Source organism: Chryseobacterium sp. OV279 (assembly GCF_900128945.1).
GTDB lineage: Bacteria > Bacteroidota > Bacteroidia > Flavobacteriales > Weeksellaceae > Chryseobacterium.
The window spans coordinates 570,910-594,819 of the sequence record NZ_FQUD01000002.1; the positions used below are offsets into that span (position 1 = coordinate 570,910).

Below are 23,910 nucleotides of genomic sequence, written 5' to 3' on the forward strand. Positions count from 1 at the left end.
TGAATTCCTGAATTTTGTATATATCCAAGAATATAAATTTAAACATGCTTTAATAAAAAAAATAAAAGCTGCCAGAAACTCCGACAGCTTTTATAACAATAAATTAGGATATAAATATAGTTTCATGGTTGAGAACGCCTGTTTTTAGCATGCATTCCCGCATTTTTTCATAAGTTCTGGCGATATCATGATCCAGTCCGATAGAGAACCTGATCAGTCCGTCTGAGATGCCCATTGCTTCACGTTCTTCTTCCGGAATCTCCGATGAAGTAGAACTTCCCGAGCAGGAAAATAAAGTTTTGTAGAATCCTAAACTCACCGCAAGATAGCCCAGGTTTTCCGCCTGCATCATTTCCATCAGCTCATTCGCTTTGTCAGTAGTTCCGGCATCTAGCGTAAGAAGTCCTCCAAATCCATATTCTTCGTACATCATAGATTTCATCAGCTCATGATCTTTATGGGATTTCAGTCCCGGATAAGATACTTTCAGTCCGTCTTTTTCAAACCTTTCCGCAAGATACATTGCGTTGTGACTGTGCTGCTTCATTCTGATATGAAGCGTTCTCAGGTTTTTCAGGATACTTGCAGATCTGAAGCTGTCCATGGTAGGTCCCAGAAGCATACAGGCTCCATTGTTTACGTTTTTCGTATCATTGATGAATTCCTGTGTTCCGCAGTAGACACCGCCTACCGTATCACTGCTTCCGTTGATAAATTTGGTTAAACTGTGAATAACGATATCAGCACCTAACAATGTAGGTGAAACAGAAAGAGGGGAGAAGGTATTATCTACAATCAGTTTAAGGTTGTGTTTTTTACAGATCTCCGAAAGCTTTCTAAGGTCTGCCACTTCAAGAAGCGGGTTGCTTACACTTTCGCAGTAGATGACTTTCGTATTGGGAGTTATGGCATTTTCTATAGACTCAAAATTACTGATGTCTACAAAAGTAGTGTCGATATGAAATGGAGGTAGGAAATTTTTAAGAAAAGCATACGTTCCACCGTAAATGGTTCTGCTGGAAATAATATGGTCACCGCTTTTACATACCTGCATTAAAACAGAAGTAATTGCTCCCATTCCGGATGCGGTAACGTTGGCAGCTTCTGTATTTTCCATTTTAGCCAATGCCTGAGCAAGATACAGATTCATCGGGGATGAATGTCTGGAATATAAATAACATCCTTCAGCATTGCCTTCAAAAGTATCAAACATGGTTTTTGCAGAGAGGAAGGTATAGGTAGAGCTGTCAGAAATCGATGGATTTACGCCTCCGAATTCGCCAAAATATTGCAGATCCTGGATCTCATTGGCTGCATTAAAATTTTCCATAAGCTTTAGATTTTATTTGTCGGGGTTAAATATGCTCTGTTTTCATAATTATTACAAGAGATATTTAAATATGTAGAATATAAATCTGGTATTTTTGCTTTTATTAGAAAATATGTTTATTATATTTGATTTTGTTAAACTTTATCCAAAAAATTATCTATGAACTTTGATGAAACTGATAAAAAACTGCTCCTGTTCCTTCAGGAAGACTGCAAACAGACCACCAAAGAACTGTCTTACAAGCTTGGTTTGTCTGTAACGGCTGTTTATGAACGGATAAAAAAGCTTGAAAATCTAGGCGTGATCTCGAAGTATGTCGCATTATTGGACAGGCATAAAATTGACCGGGATTTTATTGTCTTATGTCATATCAAATTAACACAGCACAAAAAAGAATTTGTGCTGCAGTTTGAAAGGGAAGTCATGAATCTGCAGGAAGTGACCGAATGTTTCCATGTAAGCGGTGATTACGACTATATCCTTAAAATTGGGGTAAAAGATATGGAGGATTACCGGAATTTCATGCTCAGCAAATTAACGGCGCTTCAGCATATAGCCAGCACGCACAGCTCTTTTATGATCTCTGAAGTGAAAAATACAACCGCTATTGTTCTGTAATTTAAACTGGGTTTGGTTGATGGTTGGTCGTAATTAACTATTAAATGATCGTCTGAAATCTGATGTCTGATGTCTGAAATCTAAAACAAGTGTCTTACCGAACTCAGGTAAATTTATACGAGGACTCCGTTCTTTGAAGCGATAGGTTCAGGAAGGTCGTCATGCTCTCCAATCATTTGAAGGACATCGATCTCAATGGTCCGGCATATGGAAAGCATCGGAATGTCGAACATCATTCCTTCAAACGGGTTTTCTGAGTAGTCACCAACAAGTTCCATCACGATGTAGATCCATCCGATAATGACACAGAAAGGAACGCTGATCAATATTCCCCAGTTTCCTAGTTTCGCAAATTCATTTACTAGTCCTAAAGGAAGAAGCATAATGAAAATCACGTTAAAAATAAAGGCCGTACTCGCAAACTGTCTCGGTGAAGGGAATTTTTTAATTCTTTCCGCCTGTCCCTGATAGTCATAAAACAAATTCAGAGCCTCCTGAAGCTGCATCTGGTTGAAATCTGTGATATCACCGAAATTTTTCAATTCATTCACATCTTTGGCCTGTTTTGAAATCAGATACGTGGCGAAATTTTTATATTCCGGCTGAAGATCCAGTTCCTTTTCCGAAAGGTATTTATGAAGGAAAATAGGCGTTCTTCCATAATCAGGGAATCCGGCTTTAATCAGTCGGTGTCTCCTGATATTAATATCCCCAAAATGTCTTTTCTGAGACATATGCTCCCATTCCGTAGGCACTAATAATTGTTCGCGGAACGTATACAGCCATGCAATATGGCGGTATGCAATTTTCTTTTTGATGCTTTCTGTTTCACTGTTGCCTTCACCCGTGGTGTTAAAAGCATACAGCATGGAAACGAAAGAACGGCTGGAATTCACAATTCCACCCCATATTTTCCGGGCTTCCCACAATCTGTCGTAGGCCTGGTTATTTTTAAAACCCACATAAAAAGCTTCTGCAGTACCAATCAGGGCGACAGGAACCCATGGTATGATCATCCATTTCCATTTAAAAAAATAAAAAAGGGCTGCCACTAAAGTACACCAGGCCGTAAGCCAGATAATATGTCCGCCTGCGAGATTGAGAACCTGTTTGTAATTAAAATATTTGGTGGTGATCATATTGTTTCATCAAGTTGGGTGTGCATAAGCAAAAGAAATACCAAAAACAGGGTGGTCTTTTGCTTTAATAAATGTAATAAAAAAAACCTCTAAAAAAATTAGAGGTTTCGTATAATTAATATGGTAATGTTTTTTTAGTCTTTCTCATTTAAAAAAAACTTCATCATCATCTTTGTTATGGAAATTGTAAATGATGACAAAGATATTATGAACACATGCTTTAAACAGTGAGGTTCCATAGATTTATGTCATAGAAATTTTGCCTTGCTGCTGATATCAAATACAATCTATAGTTTATATTTGCAAAAAATTATAAACATGAAAATATTTAAGGTGATTTCCCTAATCACTCTTTTTGGTATTTTGGATAATAATGTATTATTGGCTCAAAATTTAACCCTTAATGCAAATCTGCTGGAAACTAATTTTAATGAGGATAGTAATCCAACAAATCTAAATTTTATCACAGGAAATAGATTGATTTTTAATTCGAAATTTGGTATTGCAATAAAGGATTCTGATGGGGCGAAAAGTAAATTACTGATAAAAATAAGCTCAGCATACAAGAATTACGTAAACGAAGATAATGTCTATACTTATGACGCGGCAAAAGCACTGTATATTTCTGTGGTAGATCATAACGCTTATTTCTTTATCAAAAAGAATTCGCTGTTAAGTTTATGGAAAACAGATGGGACAGATGCAGGCACAAAGCTGATAAAAGAATTTCCTAATTCGAATTTTATGACTTCGGATTTTGTCATTACTTCATTTACGAAATTTAACAGCAAACTTTATTTTAATATTTACCACCAGTTTGGGAGTCCGAGTAGAAGTGAACTTTGGATTTCAGATGAGACTGCTGCAGGAACTGAAATTGTAAATACTCTTAATAATAATTCCACTTTATCTGCGGGAAATTATACACCAACTGCCAACCATCTGTATTTTACGAATTATAATTCTAATGCTTACTGGGAAAAGAAAATATGGAAATCTGATGGAACTGCAGCAGGTACAATACCTGTTTTTACCGGTGTTCAGGATGACTTTTCGATAGCAAGCGATATGGTGAAGCTTAATGGCCAGATCTATTTTATAAAGACCAAAAATAATAATTCCTACCTGTCGTATTATGATTACAGTAGCAATACAGTGACAGATGTAATGAGTCTTCCGGGTTTATCAGCCACGAATTCAAATTTATTTTTACAGAATAATTCTCTTGTTTTTGTTAATAATGACACGCTATGGAAATCAGATGGGACTTTAGCAGGAACCCATGCAGTTACCTCCAGTTCTTTTCCAGATTATGGAAATATAGAGATCAATAATATGACTGTATTTAAAAATAAAATTTATTTTGGCTGTTATTTAGGAAGCTTTTCAGAATATGCAAAACTGGTATATGACGGTGATTTCCTGACTAAATTTTCAGATTCATTTCCAGAATTAGAAACAGCTGCCATGGTAAAAAAGTCGGATGCTTATAGCGGAGAAAGCAATTACCTGATCTTTCTGAAATATACCAATTCAAATAAGGAGTATTTTGCATTTGATGGCTATTCTTCAAAACATATTCAAAATTTAAACTTTGATTATAATTCCGGTTTTGAAATAAATGTTGTGGATACACCGGATAATAATTTATTAATCAATGCGAAGACCAAAAAATATGGGCAGGAGATTTTTAAATTTGATTTTGGAAATGGCAGCTCAAATATTTATGAAAATGCAAATTCTACAGGCGGTTCATATCTTTATTCACCCCAAGAGTTGAACAATAAACTATTTTATTTTGGATCAGACGAATATGGGTTAGGTCCTATGTTGTCTGATGGTTCTGTGGCAGGGACAAAAAAAATCAATGAGAATATGACTGTTCAGGTTAATTCAGGATCATCGTATGTCAAAGATATTCCAAGTGTTAAAATAAATGATAAAATTTATTTTCCTTGTATGATTAACGGTTCCGGTTTAGAATTATGTGTTTCTGATGGGACGGCGGCAGGAACGCTTCAGGTAAAAGATATTAATCCTAATGGGAATGGACTTAGCTATGATACGCCTTACTTTTTCAAATTGGGGTTGAATAAATTTTTATTTAAAGCCAATGATGGAGCAGGAGAAAAGCTTTGGGTTTCAGACGGAACAAGCGCTGGAACAAGTATTGTATCGTCTTATGTATCAAGTAATGAGAAGTATGCGAGATTGAATAATACTACTTTTTTCACGTCTTATGATCATAACCTGAATAAGTCTGTGCTAATGAGTACTGATGGCACGCAAGGTAATACAAACGTTTTTCATGATTTTGGAGCAAAAAGAAACATGGTTTCAGTGTTAGGAAATACAGACAATAAGTTTTTTTGTTTAGTTTACAATCAAATAGATTATTGGACGAGTAATTATGAGGTGTGGATTTCAGATGGAACAGTGAATGGAACTTTCATGCTAAAAGCCTTTAGTAATCCGCACTATTCGAATCCTGGATTCAATACTCATGTAGCTATGCACAATAATAAGCTTTATTTTTATGCGTGCGCAGAGAATCAAACAAACCTTACTTTGCATTCACCCTATGTTTCTGATGGAACTATTAATGGAACGCATAAAATTTCTACAGAAGAATTTCCAAATGGTTCTTATTCGTCATCTCCGTATTCATCAAGTTTTATAACCAGTTGTTCGGATAAGGTTTATTTTATGCAGGTTCCAAGTAACTATGGATACAGCAGCATATGGGCTTACAGTAATAATCAGTTTAATAATATTTATATGCATCCTACACCCAATGTATCCCTTTTTATGCAGGATAGCGCTCAATGTATTAATGATAATTTGTTTTTCCTTAATAAGCAGTATACTGAAAATAAAATTTGGATAACTAATGGAACTTCAGGAATAAAGGAAGCAGACATTCAGGTCAATGGAGCTATTGCCAATAATGTTATTATCAATACTCTTGCAAAAGTAAATAACAAAATATTTTTAAATGCACCTTTTAGGGATTCTGATAATTTCAACTCCTACGGAAATGAGTTATATGTTATGGATGTAAGCCAGATTACGTTAGGAACTAATGAAGTTGTGGGTAACACTAAAAATAGTGAACGATCAGTAATGGTTTTTCCAAATCCTGCTGAATCAGTAGTTAATTTGGTAGCTACGAAAGATGATTATATTAAAAATGTTGAGCTTTATAATATGAGTGGGAATTTGATTCTTAATAAAAAACAGATCAACAATTCTAAAACAACATTAGATGTAAATACCATGGGAGCTGGGGTTTATCTTTTAAAAATTCAGACCGAAAAAGGAAATTTTGTTAAAAAGATCATAAAGAAATAGAAAATAACAAAGCCTCAGATATTCTGAGGCTTTGATTTTATTGATGAAAGAAAGTTAATTTCTTAATATTTCAGCATTTCTTCAATCTTTTTGCTGAGTTTTTCAGCATTAGGAAGCATTTCTTTTTCCAGAATCAAGTTGATAGGAACGGCCGGAACATCCAGAGAACCCATGGTTTCTACAGGTGCGTCCAGATATTTGAAACAGTTTTTCGAGATACGGTGTGCAAATGCTTCAGCGAATGAATTATTCAACTGTTCTTCCGTAAGAACGATACATTTTCCGTGGGCTTTCACTCTTTCGAACACAAGTTCTTCATCCAGAGGAATGATGGTTCTCAGATCGATTACTTCCACTTTTCCGCTGAAATTCTTCACAGCTTCCTTCGCCCAGTAAACACCCATTCCGTACGTGACTACCAATAACGTTCTGCCTTTTTCAGTTTCATTCTGATCAGCTTCAATAATTACTTTACCTTTTCCAAAAGGAAGGATATAATCTTCTGCCGGTTCAATAGTTTTAGCATCTTCAGTTCCCGGAACTTTGCTCCAGTATAAACCTTTGTGCTCTAACATGATCACTGGGTTCGGATCGTAATAAGCTGCTTTTAATAAACCTTTGAAATCGGCTGCATTACTAGGATAAGCGATCTTGATTCCTTTAATATTGGCTAAGATACTTTCTACACTTCCACTGTGGTAAGGTCCGCCACCGCCGTATGCACCGATAGGTACACGGATGATATTGCTTACAGGAAATTTCCCCTGACTTAAATAACTTGATTTTGAAATTTCAGTGATCAGCTGGTTGATCCCCGGATAGATGTAATCCGCGAACTGAACTTCTACGATAGGCTTTAATCCTACAGCGCTCATTCCGGCAGTTGATCCGATGATATAAGCTTCCTGGATAGCCGTATTGAAGACTCTTTTACTACCGAATTTTTTTCCTAAAGTCACCGTCTCTCTGAAAACACCTCCGATTCTTTCTCCTACATCCTGTCCGTAAAGAAGGGCTTCAGGATGCTTCCACATCAGTTCCTGAACCGCGTGAATGGCAGCATCTACCATAACGATTTTTTCACCGCCTGCAGGCTCACGCGTTCCCGTTTCCTCCGTAATTGGAGTAGGAGCGAAAACGTGTTGCATAACCGTTTCCGGCTTTGGATCTTCTGCATTTTTAGCTCTTTCAAAAGCTTCTTCAGCTTCAAGGCGGGCTTTTTTAGTGATCTGCTTTAAAAGATCTTCGTCAGCTCCTGATTCCAGAAGTTGTTTTCTAAGGATTTCACCCGGATCTTTAGCTCTATGTTTTGTTAAATCTTCTTCGTCTCTATAGAATTCTCTTCTTACTCCTGAAGTATGGTGACCGATAAGTACGGTTTTTGCACAGACAACCAAAGGTTTTCTTTCGTTTCTTACAAAATCCACGGCCTTTTTCATCGCTTCAAAACTTTCCACGAAATCGGTTCCGTCTACACGCATTCTGCTAAGACCTGTAAACCCAGCTACGAAATCGTAAGCATCACATGTTCTTGCTTCTTCTTTAGTTACGGAAATTCCCCATTCATTATCCTGTACAAGGAATATGATAGGAAGTTGATGAAGAGCAGCAAACTGTAAAGCTTCACTTACTTCACCTTCCGTTACGGAATTGTCTCCAAGGCTGCAAATCACAACAGGATTGTTTTCAAAAGTCTGTAAATTAAACTCCTGAATATACTTGATTCCCTGTGCAACTCCTGTAGTAGGAATGGTCTGCATTCCTGTAGCGGAACTCTGGTGAATGATCTTCGGTTTGTTTTCGTCTCTGCTTGAAGGGTGAGAATAATACGATCTTCCTCCTGAAAAAGGATCTTCCGCTTTGGCCAGCAATTGAAGCATCAGTTCATACGGCTCAAAACCGATTCCCAAAAGAATACTTTCGTCTCTGTAATAAGGAGAAATCCAGTCTTCTTTTTTTAGCTGATAAGCGGTAGCCAGCTGAATAGCCTCATGGCCTCTCGAAGTACTATGAACATATTTACAGATATTTCTGTTTTCTTCATAGATATCTGCCATTGCTTTAGCCAGCATCATGTGATTGTACGCTTTTAGCAAAATATCCTGAGAAACTTTTTCGTGAAGTGTATTTTCCATAGGAAGCAAATATACACAAAAAAACAAAATACGAACAAGTGTTAGTGTTTTCTTAAAATTGTTGTGGGTGAGGGCTTATTCCGCGATTAGTTTTCCGGAAATCAGTGCTTTGAGACTGTGCTGTTTATAATGATTTGTTTTAAAAAAAAGCCGCTTTCAAAAGATTTGAAAGCGGCCGGGGAATTAATGAAAAGTTGATTTGCTATTCTTTAATAACTCTTTTGGAAATGACATCTTTTTCAGTTTTTACCTCAATAATGTAAATACCATTGGAATATGCTGAAAGGTTTAAAGATTCGGTATCACCATTGATATTTCCGCTTTGTAGCTTTTTGCCGGATAGATCATAAATATTGAATGTAGCTTTTTTCGGAGCATTCAATACTTTCACAATGTCTTTTGTTTTAGTTGGAGCAATAATGATATTGCTTATAGGGCTCTCTAGAGCGAGTGTCTGATTTGTTTTTGAAACAGAAGCGCCGCTGTGACCCGTTACTATGATGGAATATTTTTGAGGTGCCGCAGCTCCCAAATTATTGACCAGACTGCCTTTATTGGTGATTTCTATTCTGTAACTTCTTCCTGCCACAGGAGCATCAATGACAACCTGTTCTACGTTGTCTACTTTGTTGTCTGCTTTTGTTGCAGCGGTCATTGGACTGTTTACATCCAGTTTCCAAGGATAGTAGACAGTGTTATTTGAGGTGTCTATAATTCTTAAATCCAGGTCATTGACTAATTTTGAGGTTCTGTTATTATGAAGATCCGGCCAATCCGCATTTTCATTTACTTTATATTCCGGGTCAATCCATGATATAGTTACTTTCAAAGGTTCAGTGCCGGAAGCGGTAACTGTTTTTTTATTGGCTATACTACTATTCAGTGTTTCATCTGTGAAGATTACGGTATTATTAGATTTTCCTACCAATAATTCTGCTCCTTTTTTAGCATTGATGAATCCCCATCCATTCTGTGGATCCGGGCCGATATTTCCTGCTTCTGAAGCAGAGTGTATGGTTAAGACTTTAGCAGATGCGGCATTCAGTTCGGCATTACTGAAAAGTTGTTTATTGATCTGCGTCCAAAGCCCTATTATACCCGTTACAATGGGTCCGGAATAGGAAGTTCCATTGCCTCCTGATGCATAATCTTGGCTTCCGATCGTGTTTTCAGCAGTGGAGGCATGGGATACATTAGGGCCTACGGTAGTAATATCGGGTTTAATACCTCCGTCATCTCTTGGTCCGGCACTGCTGTAAGAAGAATGGACTACATCTGATGCGGTATTATATCTTTTTCCGTTGGCCGTGATGATATCAGAAGCTCCAACAATAATAATATTTTTAGCAAGTGAGCCCGGTCCTATACAGTCATATCCCTGATCACAATTTTTTTTAGGTAGTACATCTGCGGATTTAAACTTAACGTAAGTTGAACCTGAGCTGTAATATTTCACTGCTGAAGCTGGTGGTAACATACCAAAAGAATTACCAGCAGATTTAACAATGATATAAGAAGGGTTGTTATAGACTATCTGATCATAATTTTGGTCAGTTGTAAAGTATAGCCCCTGCGCATCGTAGCTAATTCCTTTGTTGTAATAACTGGTCCATAACCATTTGTAGCTTCCGTCGATCACCTTGTAATCCCACCCTAAATTGGTGCCATAAGAATGATTGGATATTTTAGGCATGGCAGTTAATATTTTTTGAAATACAGTACTTTCAGTTGTGCTTCCTGGCAGCTTAGACGCGGAAAAGGAATAAGAATCAATTGTAGAATTTTTAGCAATTCCCTGGATATTTTTCCCCAAATAAGTGTAAGCTTTCCCACCGATAAAGCTGGAGACTCCGGTAGCGTGGGCACTGTAGTTCATCGTGCTTGCTTCTTTATTGGTAATTCTGTTTGTACTGTTGTTGAAAACTTCGTGTCCGGCATAAACACGTCCGCCGTCAAATACAGTAAATTTAATGTTCTCACCATTAAAAGACCCAGTTAATCCCGAAATGGTTCCGTTCTGGATAAAATCAGAATTGGAATTTTTAATCTGATCAATATCATGAGGCTCATAAAAGTAAGGTGTGTCTTCTATAAATCCTGCTAAAAGACTTCTTTTTTCTTCAATCTCTTTTTGATCACTCTTACCACTTTTAGCTTCACGGTTCCGGGCTACAAGAGCATCAAATTTTTCATTGTTAGTGTTTCTTTGTTTTTCGAATTCTTTGTATAGAGCGTCATTTTTTTGAGCACTTACAAATAGGGCGGCCAATGTTGCAGCCAGAAATAAATGTTTTTTCATATTGATATTTTTTTGTTATCGGGACAAATATATATGAACTTATTTCAATTGACAATGATTTATTATTTATATTTCAATAATTAGTTTATTTTATTGATATTAATTTATTTAAATTGTTATTTTTATTTAATTATTCATAATTGATGTTTGTTTTTAAGATAAAATTCACTTTTTATTTATAAAGCTAATTTTGTGAAAAGTTATTCGCCTTTCTTTTGTATTTTACTGCTGAATTTTTGAAAAAATGGAGTAACTTTACATTCTCTTTTTTTTAGAAAAGTTAGAAACTTATATGTATTTAATTTTTGACACAGAAACAACCGGTTTACCTAAGAATTTTAATGCTCCGCTTTCAGACTCTGATAACTGGCCAAGAATGGTTCAGATCGCGTGGCAGATACATGATGATGAGGGTAATTTAATTGAAAATCAGGATTATATTATAAAACCTGAAGGGTATGATATTCCCTTCAACGCCGCAAGGATCCACGGAATTACCACCAAGATCGCCAATGAAGAAGGACGTGACCTGCAGGAGATCCTGGAGGAATTTTCCAAAGCACTGGACAGGGTAAGAATCGTTTCCGGGCACAATGTAGAGTTCGATTACAATATCGTAGGAGCAGAATTCTTCAGAAAAGATATAAAAGACAACCTTCAGGCTAAACCTAAAGCTGATACCATGATTCTGGGAACAGATTATTGTAAGCTTGGTGGCGGAAGAGGAGGAAGGTATAAATCTCCTAAACTGGAAGAGCTGTACGAAAAGCTTTACGGTCATAAATTTGACGAAGCGCACAACGCAGCAGCCGACGTAAATGCGACCGCCAGGGTTTTCTTCGAAATGATGAGGATAGGCGTCATTCCTTCCGAAGTACTGAAAATCTCTGAAGATCAGCTTGAGTATTTCAAAAGACTTTATCCTGATCCGATAAAGCCGTTTCCTATTGTTATCAGACGGCAGGTTGCTGATTTTAACAGTAAGAAAAAACATACAGACTCCCGAAATATTGACGAAGTTGATATCGGAAAATATTTCAACTTCAACAGCCACAGTGTTTTCTCAACATTGATGGCGACTTCCAGCATAAATGATCTGATCAAAAAAGCTTCTGATGAAAACTTTCCTGCCGTAGGAATGGTAGACATCGGAAACATGATGGGGGCTTTTAAATTTGTATCAGCGGTAGAGTCCACAAACTCCGACCGTTCAAAAAAGCATAAAGAATTTCTTGCTAAAAAACAGGAAGCTGAAGAAAACGGAACAGAATTTACAGAAGAAGAACCGGTTTCAGCACCGCTTATTCCGATTGTCGGATGTGAGTTTTACATATCAGAACGTTACGAACAGAAACAATTTACCAAAGATGATCCCGACAGAAGAACGCAGATGGTTCTTTTGGCGAAGGATTTTAACGGATATAAAAACCTGGCGAAACTTTCGAGTATAGGATTTTTGAAAGGGTTCTATTTCGGAGTACCGAGGATCAGCAGAGAATTGATCGCTGAATATAAAGAGGGACTTATCGCTGTAACTTCCGGTATTTTGGGAGATATTCCTGATGCGATCCTTAATACAGGGGAGCAGAAAGGGGAAGAGCTTTTTAAATGGTGGAAGGAAACTTTCGGTGATGATTTCTATGTGCAGCTTCAGAACCATAAACTGCCTGAAGAAGAGCATTTGAATGAAGTTTTACTCTATTTGGCTGATAAATACGATACAAAAATCCTTGCCCAGAACGAAACATTTTATACCCAAAAAGATGATGCCAATATCCAGGATATCGTAAGCTGTATCAAAGACGGTGAAAAGCTGACAACTCCGGTAGGAAAAGGCTTCGGAAAACGACGAGGACTTACCACGGGAGAATATTATATTAAAAACAGCGACGAAATAAAAGAAACGTTTCTGGCTTATCCGGATGCTTTTGATGCGTATGAAGAATTTCTTGCGAAATTTAGTCCGTATACTTTAAAAAGAGATGTTCTTCTTCCTAAGTTTGATATTCCGGAAGAGTTCATCCATGCTGAAGATGCTGCGGATGGCGGAAAAAGAGGGGAGATGGCTTATCTTACACACTTAACGTATGAAGGAGCAAGAAAAAGATATATTGAAACCGGAATTACAGATGAAATCAAAGAACGTCTGGACTTTGAGCTCGATGTAATTGCGAATACCGGTTATCCCGGATATTTCCTTATCGTGCAGGATTTCTGTAACGAAGCCCGGAATATGGGCGTTTGGGTAGGACCGGGAAGGGGTTCTGCAGCAGGTTCTGCGGTAGCTTACTGTATTGGGATTACCAACGTTGACCCTATTAAATATGATCTCCTTTTTGAGAGATTCCTGAATCCGGAAAGGGTTTCCATGCCTGATATTGATATTGACTTTGATGATGAAGGCCGGGACAGGGTGATCAAATGGGTAATCGAAAAATATGGACAGAGTCAGGTAGCACAGATTATTACGTATTCAGTTTTAGGAGGTAAATCGGCTATTAAAGATGCCGGAAGGGTATTGGATCTTCCGATTCCTGATACCAATAATATTGCAAAACTGATTCCGCCAAGTCCCGGAATGAACATCGCAAAAGCTTTAGCTAAATATGATAAGCTGAAGCCTGAAGATCAAATGCTGGTGGATGAAATGAGAATGGTCCTCGATAATCCTGATGATCCGCGTTTCGATGTATTGGCGAGTGCCAGGAAAATGGAAGGTTGTATCAGGAATACCGGAATACACGCCTGTGGGGTGATTATTACGCCTGAGGATGTAAGTAACCTGGTTCCGATCACCATTGCCGCGAAAGATGCAGATATTCTGGTTTCCCAGTTTGATAACTCGGTGGCGGAAAGTGCCGGACTTTTGAAAATGGACTTCCTGGGACTTCGAACGCTGACGATCATTAAAGATGCCATGAAACTGGTAAAGCAAAGACATAATATAGACCTTGATCCGGATGAAATTCCGCTGGATGATACAAAAACATACCAGTTGTTTAAAGAAGGTAGAACTGTCGGGATTTTCCAGTATGAAAGCCCCGGAATGCAGAAGTACATGAGAGAGCTTAAGCCTACGGTTTTTGCCGATCTTATTGCCATGAACGCCTTGTACCGTCCGGGACCGATTAAATATATTCCGAACTTTATCAACAGGAAGCACGGAATCGAAGAAATTGTTTACGATTTACCGGAGACCGAAGAATATTTAAAAGAAACCTACGGAATTACCGTATACCAGGAGCAGGTAATGCTTTTATCCCAGAAGCTGGCCAACTTTACAAAAGGTGAAGCCGATACGCTAAGAAAGGCCATGGGTAAAAAGCAGATCGACGTTCTGAATAAAATGTACCCTAAATTCATTGAAGGAGGAAGGAAAAACAATCTTAACGAAGAGCGGTTAGAAAAAATTTGGAATGACTGGAAAGCCTTTGCAGAATATGCCTTCAACAAATCTCACTCTACATGCTATGCATTAATTGCCTACCATACTGCTTATCTGAAAGCTAATTATCCGGCTGAATATATGGCGAGTGTAATGAGTAACAACATTAACAATACGGACTCTATTACCATGTTTATGGAGGACTGCAAGAGTATCGGGGTAGATGTTTTGGGGCCGGATGTGAATGAATCTCAATATAAATTCTCTGTAAACGAAAAAGGGCAGATCCGTTTCGGTTTAGGAGCAATCAAAGGGATTGGAGAAGGGCCGAGTGAGGCGATTACAAGAGAAAGAGCCAATGGAAGGTTTAAAAATATTTATGATTTCTTCGAGAGAATTCAACCTTCCCAAATGAATAAAAGAGTGGCGGAAAGTTTAGTATTGGCAGGAGCTTTCGATGAACTTGGTTCTTACCACAGGGGTCAGTATTTTGATATTGATATGGCTGGTAAAACTAATCTGGAAAGGTTGATCAGATACGGACAGAGTTTCCAGGAGAGTAAAAACGAAATGGAGCACTCTCTTTTCGCAGACTTTGCCGATGAAGTGCAGATCGAGCAGCCAAAACTGCCACCTTGCCCGGAATGGCCGAATATGCATAAACTTAATAAAGAAAAAGAAATCATAGGATTCTATCTTTCTGCACATCCGCTGGATGAGTTTAAATATCATTTTCAGTTTATGCAGGGACAGTTATCTAAAAAATCTGTCCTGGAAAAAGACGAGGAAGAAAAGCTGGTGACGGACGAAGTTCCTATTTTGGAGAAAGATTCTTTGGATGAAACGGTGGATCTTATTGAAGTCGTTTCTGATGAATTGTCCATAGGAGAAGAGGAAGTGATAGAAGAAGTCACGAAAAAAGCCGAACCAAAAGGGAATTTTATGTTCTTAAACCTTGATGAGGTGGACGCGTACAAAGAGCAGGCTTTTGCTAATAAGCAGGAAGAACTGTTTGAAGAAAAGAAGAAAGACTGGAAAACGCTTCAGAAAGAAAGAGAAAATGGAGGTGGTGGAAAAGAATATACCGTAGCCGGACTTATTACTGAGTATAGAGTACAGGATGGGTTCAGAAGCGGTGAAAAAGTAGCTTTTGTAACGCTGGAAGATTATTCCGGGTCCTATTCTTTCAGGCTTGGAGACAGGGATTATATGCGTTTGAAAGAAAAGCTGGAAGTTCAGAGGTTTGTAATTTTTAAAATAAAATTCGCACAGGTAAAAGATGGAAGGGTTTTCGTGAATGTAAACGATGTCATAGAGCTTCAGGAAGCTTTTGAAAGGTTTGCAAAAAGCATTTCTCTGGTGATGGATGTGATGGATGTTCGGGCTGAAGATCTTGATTTCTTCAGAACAGTTCTCGACAGGAATAAAGGAAATCAGAAACTTAAATTCTTTATCAAAAATATAGAAGATGATTCCCAGATTGAAGTTCAGTCTATGAAACATTCTGTAGATCTGAATGGTGACCTGATCAAGGAAATTCAGCTTCTCAACAAATATGAGTTCTATTTGAATTGATAATGGGTACCTATTAAAAATATAAAAGCGGCATTTTGTCGCTTTTTTTGTTTTTTTAATTGAAAATGAGTGGAGTAGATGTAAAAAATTATTTTATGTTAAGTTAATATTTTTCATATTTAAGTGATTTTAAATTTCATTGTAAATAACTGGTAATCAAATGTATTTAATTTATCTTCAGATTGTGAATTTTAAGTTAAAATTAAACATATATTTAATTTTGTTTAAAAAATAGGCTTTTTTAATTGTTTTGATTTAATATTTTATGTTAATTTTTGATTCATTATTGAATATTTAAGTACATTTACAACCCTAATTTTTATTTTTACTATTTATGAAAAAAACTCTATTGTCGTTTTTATTCTTCTTAATGGCGACACTCATCAATGCCCAGGTGATTCTGGGCAGCGGAACTACACAGGGCGGGTATATGCCTGTGGATGTGAATTTCGGCTATAATTACAGTCAGCAGATTTTTACCAAGACTGAAATTAATGCAGCAGCAGCAGGCAATGTTACGGGGGTAAAATTCTTTCTCCCGAATAATGCAGATATTTCCAAATCTGTTGATTGGGTGGTTTATGTAGGACATACCACTAAGACAAGCTTTAGCTCTGTTACAGACTGGGTTCCTTTAGCCAGTATGACTCAGGTATTTTCAGGAGCCGTAAGTGTCGTGGGTAATGAAGTTACGGTCAACTTCAGTTCACCTTTTGCCTATAACAATACCGATAACCTGGTTATTGCTATTGATGAAAATACGGCAGACTATACGGCTAGTACCAATAAGTTTTACACGTATACAGGACCTTCAAATTCAGGGTTAGCATACAGAAGTGATACGATAAATCCAGATCCTGCAGCTCCTCCTTCAGGAACACGTGGGACTACCAAATCTGTTACCTCATTGTTGGGGCTTTCTCCGGCAGCAGCACCGGTATGTCCGGTTGTTTCTGCTCCTGCAGCAAATGCAACCAATGTATCTGTGTTGCCTACGATCAGTTGGGCGGGATCCAGCTATGCATCTTCTTACAAGTTGAGCGTAGGAACAACGCCAGGAGGTACAGATGTGATGAATATGGTAGATATTGGAAATGTTGTCAGTTATACATTTACCAGCTCTCTTGGCTTCAGTACGCAGTACTATTATACAGTATATGCATTAAACTCAGTGGGAGCAAGTACCGGATGTACGGAAAGAAGCTTTACTACTGCTTCGTTGGGATGCCCTTCCGTAAGTATTCCTGCAGCATCTGTACTGGGAACTTCGGTAAAGCCTACATTTACATGGTCTGCTGTAACAGGTGTGACAGGGTACCGTTTGAGTATCGGGACATCTGCAGGAGCTAATAATGTATTGAGTAATTTTGACTTAGGAAATGTATTGAGTTACACTTTAACTGCAGCACAGCAGCTTAACCCTTCTACTCAATATTTTTATACAATAACAGCCTACACCGCAAATGCTGCTTCTACAGGATGTACGGAAAGAAACTTCACTACAGGAGCCACATTACCTCCTGCTAATGATGATTGTTCCGGGGCAGTTTCGTTAACAGTTAATCCTGGGTTGACTTGTACAACGTCAACACCAGGGAATACTCTTGGGGCTACTTTCTCTATGGCCGCTACGCCTTGTAGTGGTAATCCGGGAGATGATGTTTGGTACAGTTTTACAGCTACAGGAAGCAGTCATCTGATTACGATTTCCAATGTAGTTTCTACCGGTGTCAGCTCTGATACCGATATGTACTTCCAGGTTCTTGGAGGAAGCTGTGGTACAATGACCAGCATATTGTGTTCTGATGATAATATCAATATGGCGACAGGACTTACTGCAGGCCAGACCTATTATGTAAGAGTTTATACTTATTCATCCAATGCAAATACCAACGCGAGCTTTAGTATTTGTGTATCCACACCTCCGCCACCACCGGCAAACGACGATTGTGCGAATGCGGTAACGGTAACGGTAAATGCTGATATGAACTGTGGTTCTTTAACGTCAGGAAATACTTCAGGAGGAACCAATTCTAATGTGCCGGTAGGTGCTTGTTCAGGTAGTCCTGATGACGATGTATGGTATAAATTTGTTGCTACAGGCACAAAGCATACGATCTGGTTTAAGAATGTAGCTTCTGTAGGAACTTCTTCATCTACTTCATTGTATGCTCAGGTATTCAGTGGTGCGTGCGGAACATTAACCAGCACTACATGTATTACCTCAAATTCAAGCTATACTGTTTTATCTAACCTGACAGCAGGGGAGACTTATTATGTAAGAGCTTATAACTCAAATGCTAACTCCGGGGCTTCATTGTATGCCAATACATTTGATCTATGCATAGGAACGCTACCTGCACCTCCGGCAAATGACGAGTGTTCAGGTGCTGCTACTTTGACTGTTAATCCAGATATGAGCTGTGGATCTGTAACTTCGGGAACTACTTTTGGAGCAACCAATTCTTCAGTTCCGGTAGGTACCTGTTCAGGAACTCCTGATGATGATGTCTGGTATGCATTTACTGCAACAGGAACTGCACATACGATTTGGTTAAAAAATGTGGTATCAGTGGGAAGCAGCTCATCTACGAGCCTGTATGCACAGGTATTCACAGGAGGATGTGGGGCTTTGGTCAACAAAACCTGTATCACTTCAAATACAAACTACACTGCGCTTACTGGCCTTACAGCTGGAGAAACTTATTATGTAAGAGTGTATAACTCCAATGCAAATACCTCTACAACGATTTATGCTAATACATTTAGTCTATGTATCGGTACATTGCCTCCTCCTCCGGCAAATGATGACTGTGCTAACGCGGTTTCATTAACAGTGAGCGGTACGGGAACTTGTACAAATCCTGTAAGTGGTTCTACTTATAGCGCGACTCAAAGTACAGGAACAACTCCAACTTGTGCTGCCACCGGAATCAATGACGATGTTTGGTATTCGTTTACGGCTACTGCAGCAACGCACCTGGTAACAGTAAATTATACGGATAATGCTACAGCAACACAGGTGTATTCAGGAGCTTGCGGTAGTTTTACAGCAGTGTCGTGTACAGATGGGGCTTTTGGTAATTCAAATGTATTGTTACAGAACCTAACAGCAGGTCAGGTTTATTATGTAAGAGTATATTCTTCATCAAGTACTACTACGATAGCTTCATCTTTCAGCATCTGCATCACTACACCGGTAGCGCCTGCTAACGATACGTGTGATACGGCAATTGCAATTCCTTGCGGTGGAACAGTAGAAGGCAACAATGCACTTGCTGCCAACGAAACTTTACCTACCAGTACTTGCGGTGGAACAACCACTACAGCAAGTTATAAAGGAGTATGGTATACCGTAAAAGCTCATGCAGCAGGACCTATTACAATCAGTGCTTGTGGAGCAGAGTTTGACAGTTACTTAAGAGTGTATTCTGGAAGTTGTGCCGCACTTTCGTGTGTAAGCAATACTTCGGGAATTGGTTATGCTGACGGCGGATGCCCTGGTGCAAATCTTAATGATTCATCTACTTTAACATTCAATGCCACAGCAGGAACTACGTATTATGTATTACTGACTGGTTATACTGCAGCGAGATTCGGAAAATATACGATTTCTGTGACGCAGGATTGCTCTACAATGGGTACTTCTGAGGTTAAAAAAGAAAACAATCTTAAAGCATACCCGAATCCTTTCGCAGATGTTCTGAATATTTCTGACATTTCTAAAGTGAAGTCAGTATCTATTGTTGATCTGGCAGGAAGAGTGGTGAAAACCATTGATAATCCTTCTTCAGCCCTTCAGTTGGGTGACTTGAAACAGGGAATGTATCTTGTGACTCTGAATATGAAAGACGGATCTAAGCAGACCATCAAGGCCATTAAAAAATAAAATTTTATTGACCATATTATAATAGAGCAGCAGCCGGAAGGCTGCTGTTTTTTTTGATGAAGGTCTTTTTTGTGAAGCAGTTTTACATAAATAGGCGAAAAATCTAGGTGTGGGATTATTTTAAAAATAAATTTCATATGGTGAATTATAGATAATTGTTAAAATATAAAACAGGATTTCTTTATTAGTAATAAGAAATAAATGAGCGGTTTGTTTTTTATGTAATTCATTGATTTATTGCTGTAATGATGAAATGTTTGATACATTGCCATTATTAATTTTAAACTCTTACGATATGAAAAAACTCTTATTTTTTATGGCAATGTTTCCTGTTTTTATCTTTGGACAGTGGACAGAAAATTTTGATTCCGGAACTACACTTCCCACAGGTTGGGCTGTAATCAACGCTGGCGGCAGTAATGGCTGGGATATTCGTGTGCCGAATTCAGGAACAGCACAGTCCGGGACAAACGTAGCGGGAATTACATATAATTCTACAGCTCATGATGATTATTTGATCACAAAAGCTATCAATGTTCAGGCAGGGATTAGTGACAGATTTTCTTTCTATATAAAATCAGCGTATACATTCGCTCTGGAAAATTATGAAGTCCTGCTTTCAACAACAGACCAGACACAAGCAGCTTTTTCCACAGTGATTCAGGCTACGTCAAAGGCTCCGGGTACATGGACACAAAAAACAATTAGTTTATATGCATACGTGGGACAAACGGTGTATGTAGCAATTCATGCAACGGATACAGACCAGCTTTATCTTTTTGCAGATAATTTTGTTGTAGATGCTCCTCCCACTATCGTACCCGACTGCACCCTATTTACTTTACCAGCAAATGGGGCTACCGGGGTAAATATAGATGGTATTCTGAACTGGAACCTGATATCATCAGCCTCAGGATATAAAATTAAAGTAGGTACTACGACCGGAGGAACTGATATTGTAAATAATACGGATGCAGGAAATGTGAATACTTATAATATTCCGGGCAGTCTCAGCCCTCAGACAACATATTATGCCACAGTGATTCCATACAATGCCATTGGTGATGCTGTAGGTTGTTCTGAAATTTCTTTTACTACTGCTTCTGCTCCTGCCAACGATAACTGTGCTAATGCGGTTCCCTTAAGTGTGGGAGTTCTCCTCACAGGTACCACTGAAGGAGCGAGCCAGAGTACAGAGACCGCACCAACTTGTTCAGCCACCGGTATAAATGATGATGTGTGGTATTCATTTACGGCTACAGAAACCACACACCTGATAACAATCAATTATACTGATAATGCAACGGCAGCGCAGGTTTATTCCGGATCTTGCGGCAGTCTTACAGCGGTTGCCTGTGCAAGCGGAGGCTTTGGAAATTCTAATCTGTTGCTGCAGAATTTAACAGCAGGACAGGTGTATTATCTGAGAGTATATTCTTCCACCTCTACTCCTGGTACAGTATCAAATTTCAGCATCTTTATAACAACACCCACAGTTCCTTCCAACGATACCTGCAATACCGCCATTGCAATAACGTGTGGTGGAACAGTAGAAGGGAATAATGCGCTTGCTTCCAATGACACCCTTCCCGGCAGTACTTGTGGAAGCGGGGGAACTACAGGAAGCTATAGAGGAGTATGGTATACCGTGACAGCTGTCGCTACAGGATCGATAACTGTAAGTGCTTGTGGAACAGAATTTGACAGCTATTTAAGAGTGTATTCGGGAGGCTGTTCAGGACTTACATGTGTAGGTAATACCTCAGGTGTGGGATATGCTGATGGCGGATGTCCTACCCCTAATATATTCAATGCTTCCACTTTAACGTTCAATGCTACGGCAGGTACAACATATCATGTACTACTCACAGGATATTCAGCAGCAAGATTTGGAAAATATACGATTTCGGTCACTCAGAATTGTTCTGCAATGGGCACTTCAGAAGTTTCAGGAGCTAAAAATGACATCAAAGCCTATCCGAATCCTTTTACAGATGTTCTGAATATTTCTGAGATCTCTAAAGTGAAGTCAGTGTCTATTACTGATCTGGCTGGAAGAGTTGTAAAAACAATTGATAATCCTTCTTCAGCCCTTCAGTTGGGAGATATGAAACAAGGAATATATCTGGTAACTCTGAATATGAAAGACGGATCTAAACAAACCATTAAGGCCATTAAAAAATAAATTTTTATTGACCATATCTTATAGAACAGCAGCCTTTTGGCTGCTGTTTTTTTGATGATAATTACTGAATAAAATCAGTTAAAAAATAGGAGTAATTCAATAGGTAATGATATTTGTTAAAAGTATTGTTTTTTAAATTTAAAAAATGATTATGTTGTATTTTTTTTATTAAATTAGCTTATACCATAAACAAATATTATATGAAAAAGATTTTACTTGCGAATCTGTTAATGATTAGCGCGTCGGCATTTGCGCAAACCTATTGTATCCCTGAGTTTTCAAGTGGATGCGATGGAGGAGATGTAATTGACAGTTTTACAATTTCGGCTGCCGGATTCAGCCATTTGGATACAGGATGTTCACAGGGAGCATATGGAGATTACCTCACACAGACTATTAACATGAATGCAGGCGTTAATTATGCCTTTTCTATTACCCATGGCTATTCTGACCAAAATGTCAGAATCTGGATCGATTTTGATAACAATGGAACTTTTGATGACGCAGCACCTGAATTGGTTGCTGAAGCAAGCAGTACAGGTCCTGACAACAATTCAGTGACCAACGGAACAATCAGTATTCCCTTAACTGCTGCGCCAGGAACTTACAGAATGAGAGTGGGAGACCGCTTTTCAAGCCAGCCGGAACCATGTAATACAGCGGGGTATGGAGAAGCACACGATTATACGGTAGTTATCGGAGCGGCTCCAAGCTGCCTTTCACCAGGTAATTTATCTTCCAGTACCGTTACTTCAAACTCGGCTTCTATTTCCTGGACAGCTTCTACAAGCACCGTTGGCGTAGGTTATGAATATTACCATTCTGATACAAGTACAGGACCAACAAGTACGACTACGGCTACGGGAAGTGTAGGTGCATCCGCTATTACGGCATCATTATCTTCACTTTCTCCTGCCACTACCTACTACGTATGGGTGAGATCTGTATGCAGTGCTTCCGATAAAAGTGCGTGGTCTGTAGGAACATCGTTTACAACAGAATGTGCCACGGTTGTACCTACCACTGCATATACCAATGATTTTGCTACATTCCCGGGCAACTGCTGGGAACAGGCTTCAGGTGGAGATCCCACTACAGGACCTGATGATACCGAAGAACTATGGTATCAGGGAGACTTTTTGAACGCGGACGACGGTAACAATTCTGCAAAAGTCAATCTTTACTTTACGGGTAATGCTGCATGGCTGAAGACGGTACCTTTCGATCTTTCAGCGGGAGGCTACAGAGTTAAGTTTGACTACGGAGTGACAGCGTTTTTCGATACTACACCATCCGGTATGGGATCTGATGATGTTGTTCAGTTTCTGGTATCAGGAGATGGAGGAAGCACATGGACGGTTCTACAGACCTGGAATGCGGCAAACGGACCTTCTAATACCTCTGCTACCTATTCTTATAATCTGACTTCCTACACTGGAGCGAATACGGTTTTTGCATTTTATGCTTCCGATGGAACGGTAAATGATCCGGAAGACTACGAATTCTTTATAGATAACTTTAAAGTAGAAACCGCGTCACTGTCAACGTCTGAAGTGTCCGGTGCAAAAGCAGCTATTAAAGCATATCCGAATCCGTTCACAGATGTTCTGAATATTTCAAAAGCAGAGCTTGTGAAATCAGTCTCGGTTTCCGATGTATCAGGAAGATTGGTGAAAACCATCGATAATCCTTCTTCAGCACTCCATTTGGGAGACTTGAAACAGGGATTATACTTTGTAACCCTGAATATGAAAGACGGCTCTAAACAAAGTATTAAAGCCATTAAAAAATAGAAAGAAAAAATCATAACACTACAAAAAAAAGACGGCTACTGCCGTCTTTTTATATTACTTATTACCCATCACTCATTACCCATCATTTATTAGGTACCGGCTGTATATCACCTGTAGTCATATGTTCAAAAAGGGTAGGGAAAAACATAACAAGGATAAAATAGATAATGATCATTAGTACAATTAATGAAAAAAGGATAATGACCAGGCT

Annotated in this window: 10 protein-coding genes; 6 read left to right on the forward strand and 4 right to left on the reverse strand. The window is 38.6% G+C overall.

What is annotated here, in order from left to right; translation table 11 throughout:
* Window positions 1-103: 103 nt before the first annotated feature.
* The gene (locus BUA72_RS10490) at window positions 104-1,330 is read right to left on the reverse strand and encodes an aminotransferase class I/II-fold pyridoxal phosphate-dependent enzyme (RefSeq protein ID WP_034726484.1); all 1,227 of its coding nucleotides are present in this window, start codon (window positions 1,328-1,330) and stop codon (window positions 104-106) included.
* Between the two features lie 159 nt (window positions 1,331-1,489).
* Here BUA72_RS10490 and BUA72_RS10495 point away from each other — a divergent pair, with 159 nt between their 5' ends.
* Window positions 1,490-1,948 carry an Lrp/AsnC family transcriptional regulator gene (locus BUA72_RS10495; RefSeq protein ID WP_047448638.1) on the forward strand — a complete coding sequence of 153 codons (459 nt, stop codon included), beginning with the start codon at window positions 1,490-1,492 and terminating at the stop codon, window positions 1,946-1,948.
* A 113-nt stretch (window positions 1,949-2,061) separates the two neighbouring features.
* On the opposite strand, the gene BUA72_RS10500 is transcribed toward BUA72_RS10495, so the two are convergent.
* Window positions 2,062-3,087, reverse strand: a complete 1,026-nt coding sequence (locus BUA72_RS10500; RefSeq protein WP_072922875.1) for a bestrophin family protein — start codon at window positions 3,085-3,087, stop codon at window positions 2,062-2,064.
* 318 nt (window positions 3,088-3,405) lie between these two features.
* On the opposite strand from BUA72_RS10500, the gene BUA72_RS10505 reads away from it, so the two are divergent.
* On the forward strand, window positions 3,406-6,438 hold the full coding sequence (locus tag BUA72_RS10505; RefSeq protein ID WP_072922876.1) for a T9SS type A sorting domain-containing protein: 3,033 nt from the start codon (window positions 3,406-3,408) through the stop codon (window positions 6,436-6,438).
* 62 nt (window positions 6,439-6,500) lie between these two features.
* On the opposite strand, the gene BUA72_RS10510 is transcribed toward BUA72_RS10505, so the two are convergent.
* Together BUA72_RS10510 and BUA72_RS10515 are read right to left on the reverse strand one after the other, a co-directional pair.
* Entirely contained in the window at window positions 6,501-8,573 is a 2,073-nt protein-coding gene (locus BUA72_RS10510) for an alpha-ketoacid dehydrogenase subunit alpha/beta (RefSeq protein ID WP_047448628.1), read from the reverse strand.
* 202 nt (window positions 8,574-8,775) lie between these two features.
* Window positions 8,776-10,872 (reverse strand): S8 family peptidase, encoded by a 2,097-nt coding sequence (locus tag BUA72_RS10515; RefSeq protein ID WP_072922877.1) that lies wholly within the window; start codon window positions 10,870-10,872, stop codon window positions 8,776-8,778.
* A gap of 292 nt (window positions 10,873-11,164) precedes the next feature.
* On the opposite strand from BUA72_RS10515, the gene dnaE reads away from it, so the two are divergent.
* The 4 genes from dnaE (at window position 11,165) to BUA72_RS10535 (ending at window position 23,699) form a co-directional block, all read left to right on the forward strand.
* Window positions 11,165-15,832 carry a DNA polymerase III subunit alpha gene (dnaE, locus tag BUA72_RS10520; protein WP_072922878.1) on the forward strand — a complete coding sequence of 1,556 codons (4,668 nt, stop codon included), beginning with the start codon at window positions 11,165-11,167 and terminating at the stop codon, window positions 15,830-15,832.
* A 334-nt stretch (window positions 15,833-16,166) separates the two neighbouring features.
* The gene (locus tag BUA72_RS10525; RefSeq protein WP_083544178.1) at window positions 16,167-19,721 is read left to right on the forward strand and encodes a T9SS type A sorting domain-containing protein; all 3,555 of its coding nucleotides are present in this window, start codon (window positions 16,167-16,169) and stop codon (window positions 19,719-19,721) included.
* Window positions 19,722-20,016: 295 nt separating this feature from the next.
* A complete protein-coding gene (locus tag BUA72_RS10530) occupies window positions 20,017-21,906 on the forward strand; it encodes a T9SS-dependent choice-of-anchor J family protein (RefSeq protein ID WP_072922880.1) in 1,890 nt (629 codons plus the stop codon).
* Between the two features lie 200 nt (window positions 21,907-22,106).
* On the forward strand, window positions 22,107-23,699 hold the full coding sequence (locus BUA72_RS10535; protein ID WP_072922881.1) for a GEVED domain-containing protein: 1,593 nt from the start codon (window positions 22,107-22,109) through the stop codon (window positions 23,697-23,699).
* Window positions 23,700-23,910: the final 211 nt, after the last annotated feature.

Coding starts and splice junctions, on each gene's coding strand:
- BUA72_RS10490 (WP_034726484.1), bottom strand. CDS start 1,330: ATGGAAAATTTTAATGCAGCCAATGAGATCCAGGATCTGCAATATTTT.
- BUA72_RS10495 (WP_047448638.1), top strand. CDS start 1,490: ATGAACTTTGATGAAACTGATAAAAAACTGCTCCTGTTCCTTCAGGAA.
- BUA72_RS10500 (WP_072922875.1), bottom strand. CDS start 3,087: ATGATCACCACCAAATATTTTAATTACAAACAGGTTCTCAATCTCGCA.
- BUA72_RS10505 (WP_072922876.1), top strand. CDS start 3,406: ATGAAAATATTTAAGGTGATTTCCCTAATCACTCTTTTTGGTATTTTG.
- BUA72_RS10510 (WP_047448628.1), bottom strand. CDS start 8,573: ATGGAAAATACACTTCACGAAAAAGTTTCTCAGGATATTTTGCTAAAA.
- BUA72_RS10515 (WP_072922877.1), bottom strand. CDS start 10,872: ATGAAAAAACATTTATTTCTGGCTGCAACATTGGCCGCCCTATTTGTA.
- dnaE (WP_072922878.1), top strand. CDS start 11,165: ATGTATTTAATTTTTGACACAGAAACAACCGGTTTACCTAAGAATTTT.
- BUA72_RS10525 (WP_083544178.1), top strand. CDS start 16,167: ATGAAAAAAACTCTATTGTCGTTTTTATTCTTCTTAATGGCGACACTC.
- BUA72_RS10530 (WP_072922880.1), top strand. CDS start 20,017: ATGAAAAAACTCTTATTTTTTATGGCAATGTTTCCTGTTTTTATCTTT.
- BUA72_RS10535 (WP_072922881.1), top strand. CDS start 22,107: ATGAAAAAGATTTTACTTGCGAATCTGTTAATGATTAGCGCGTCGGCA.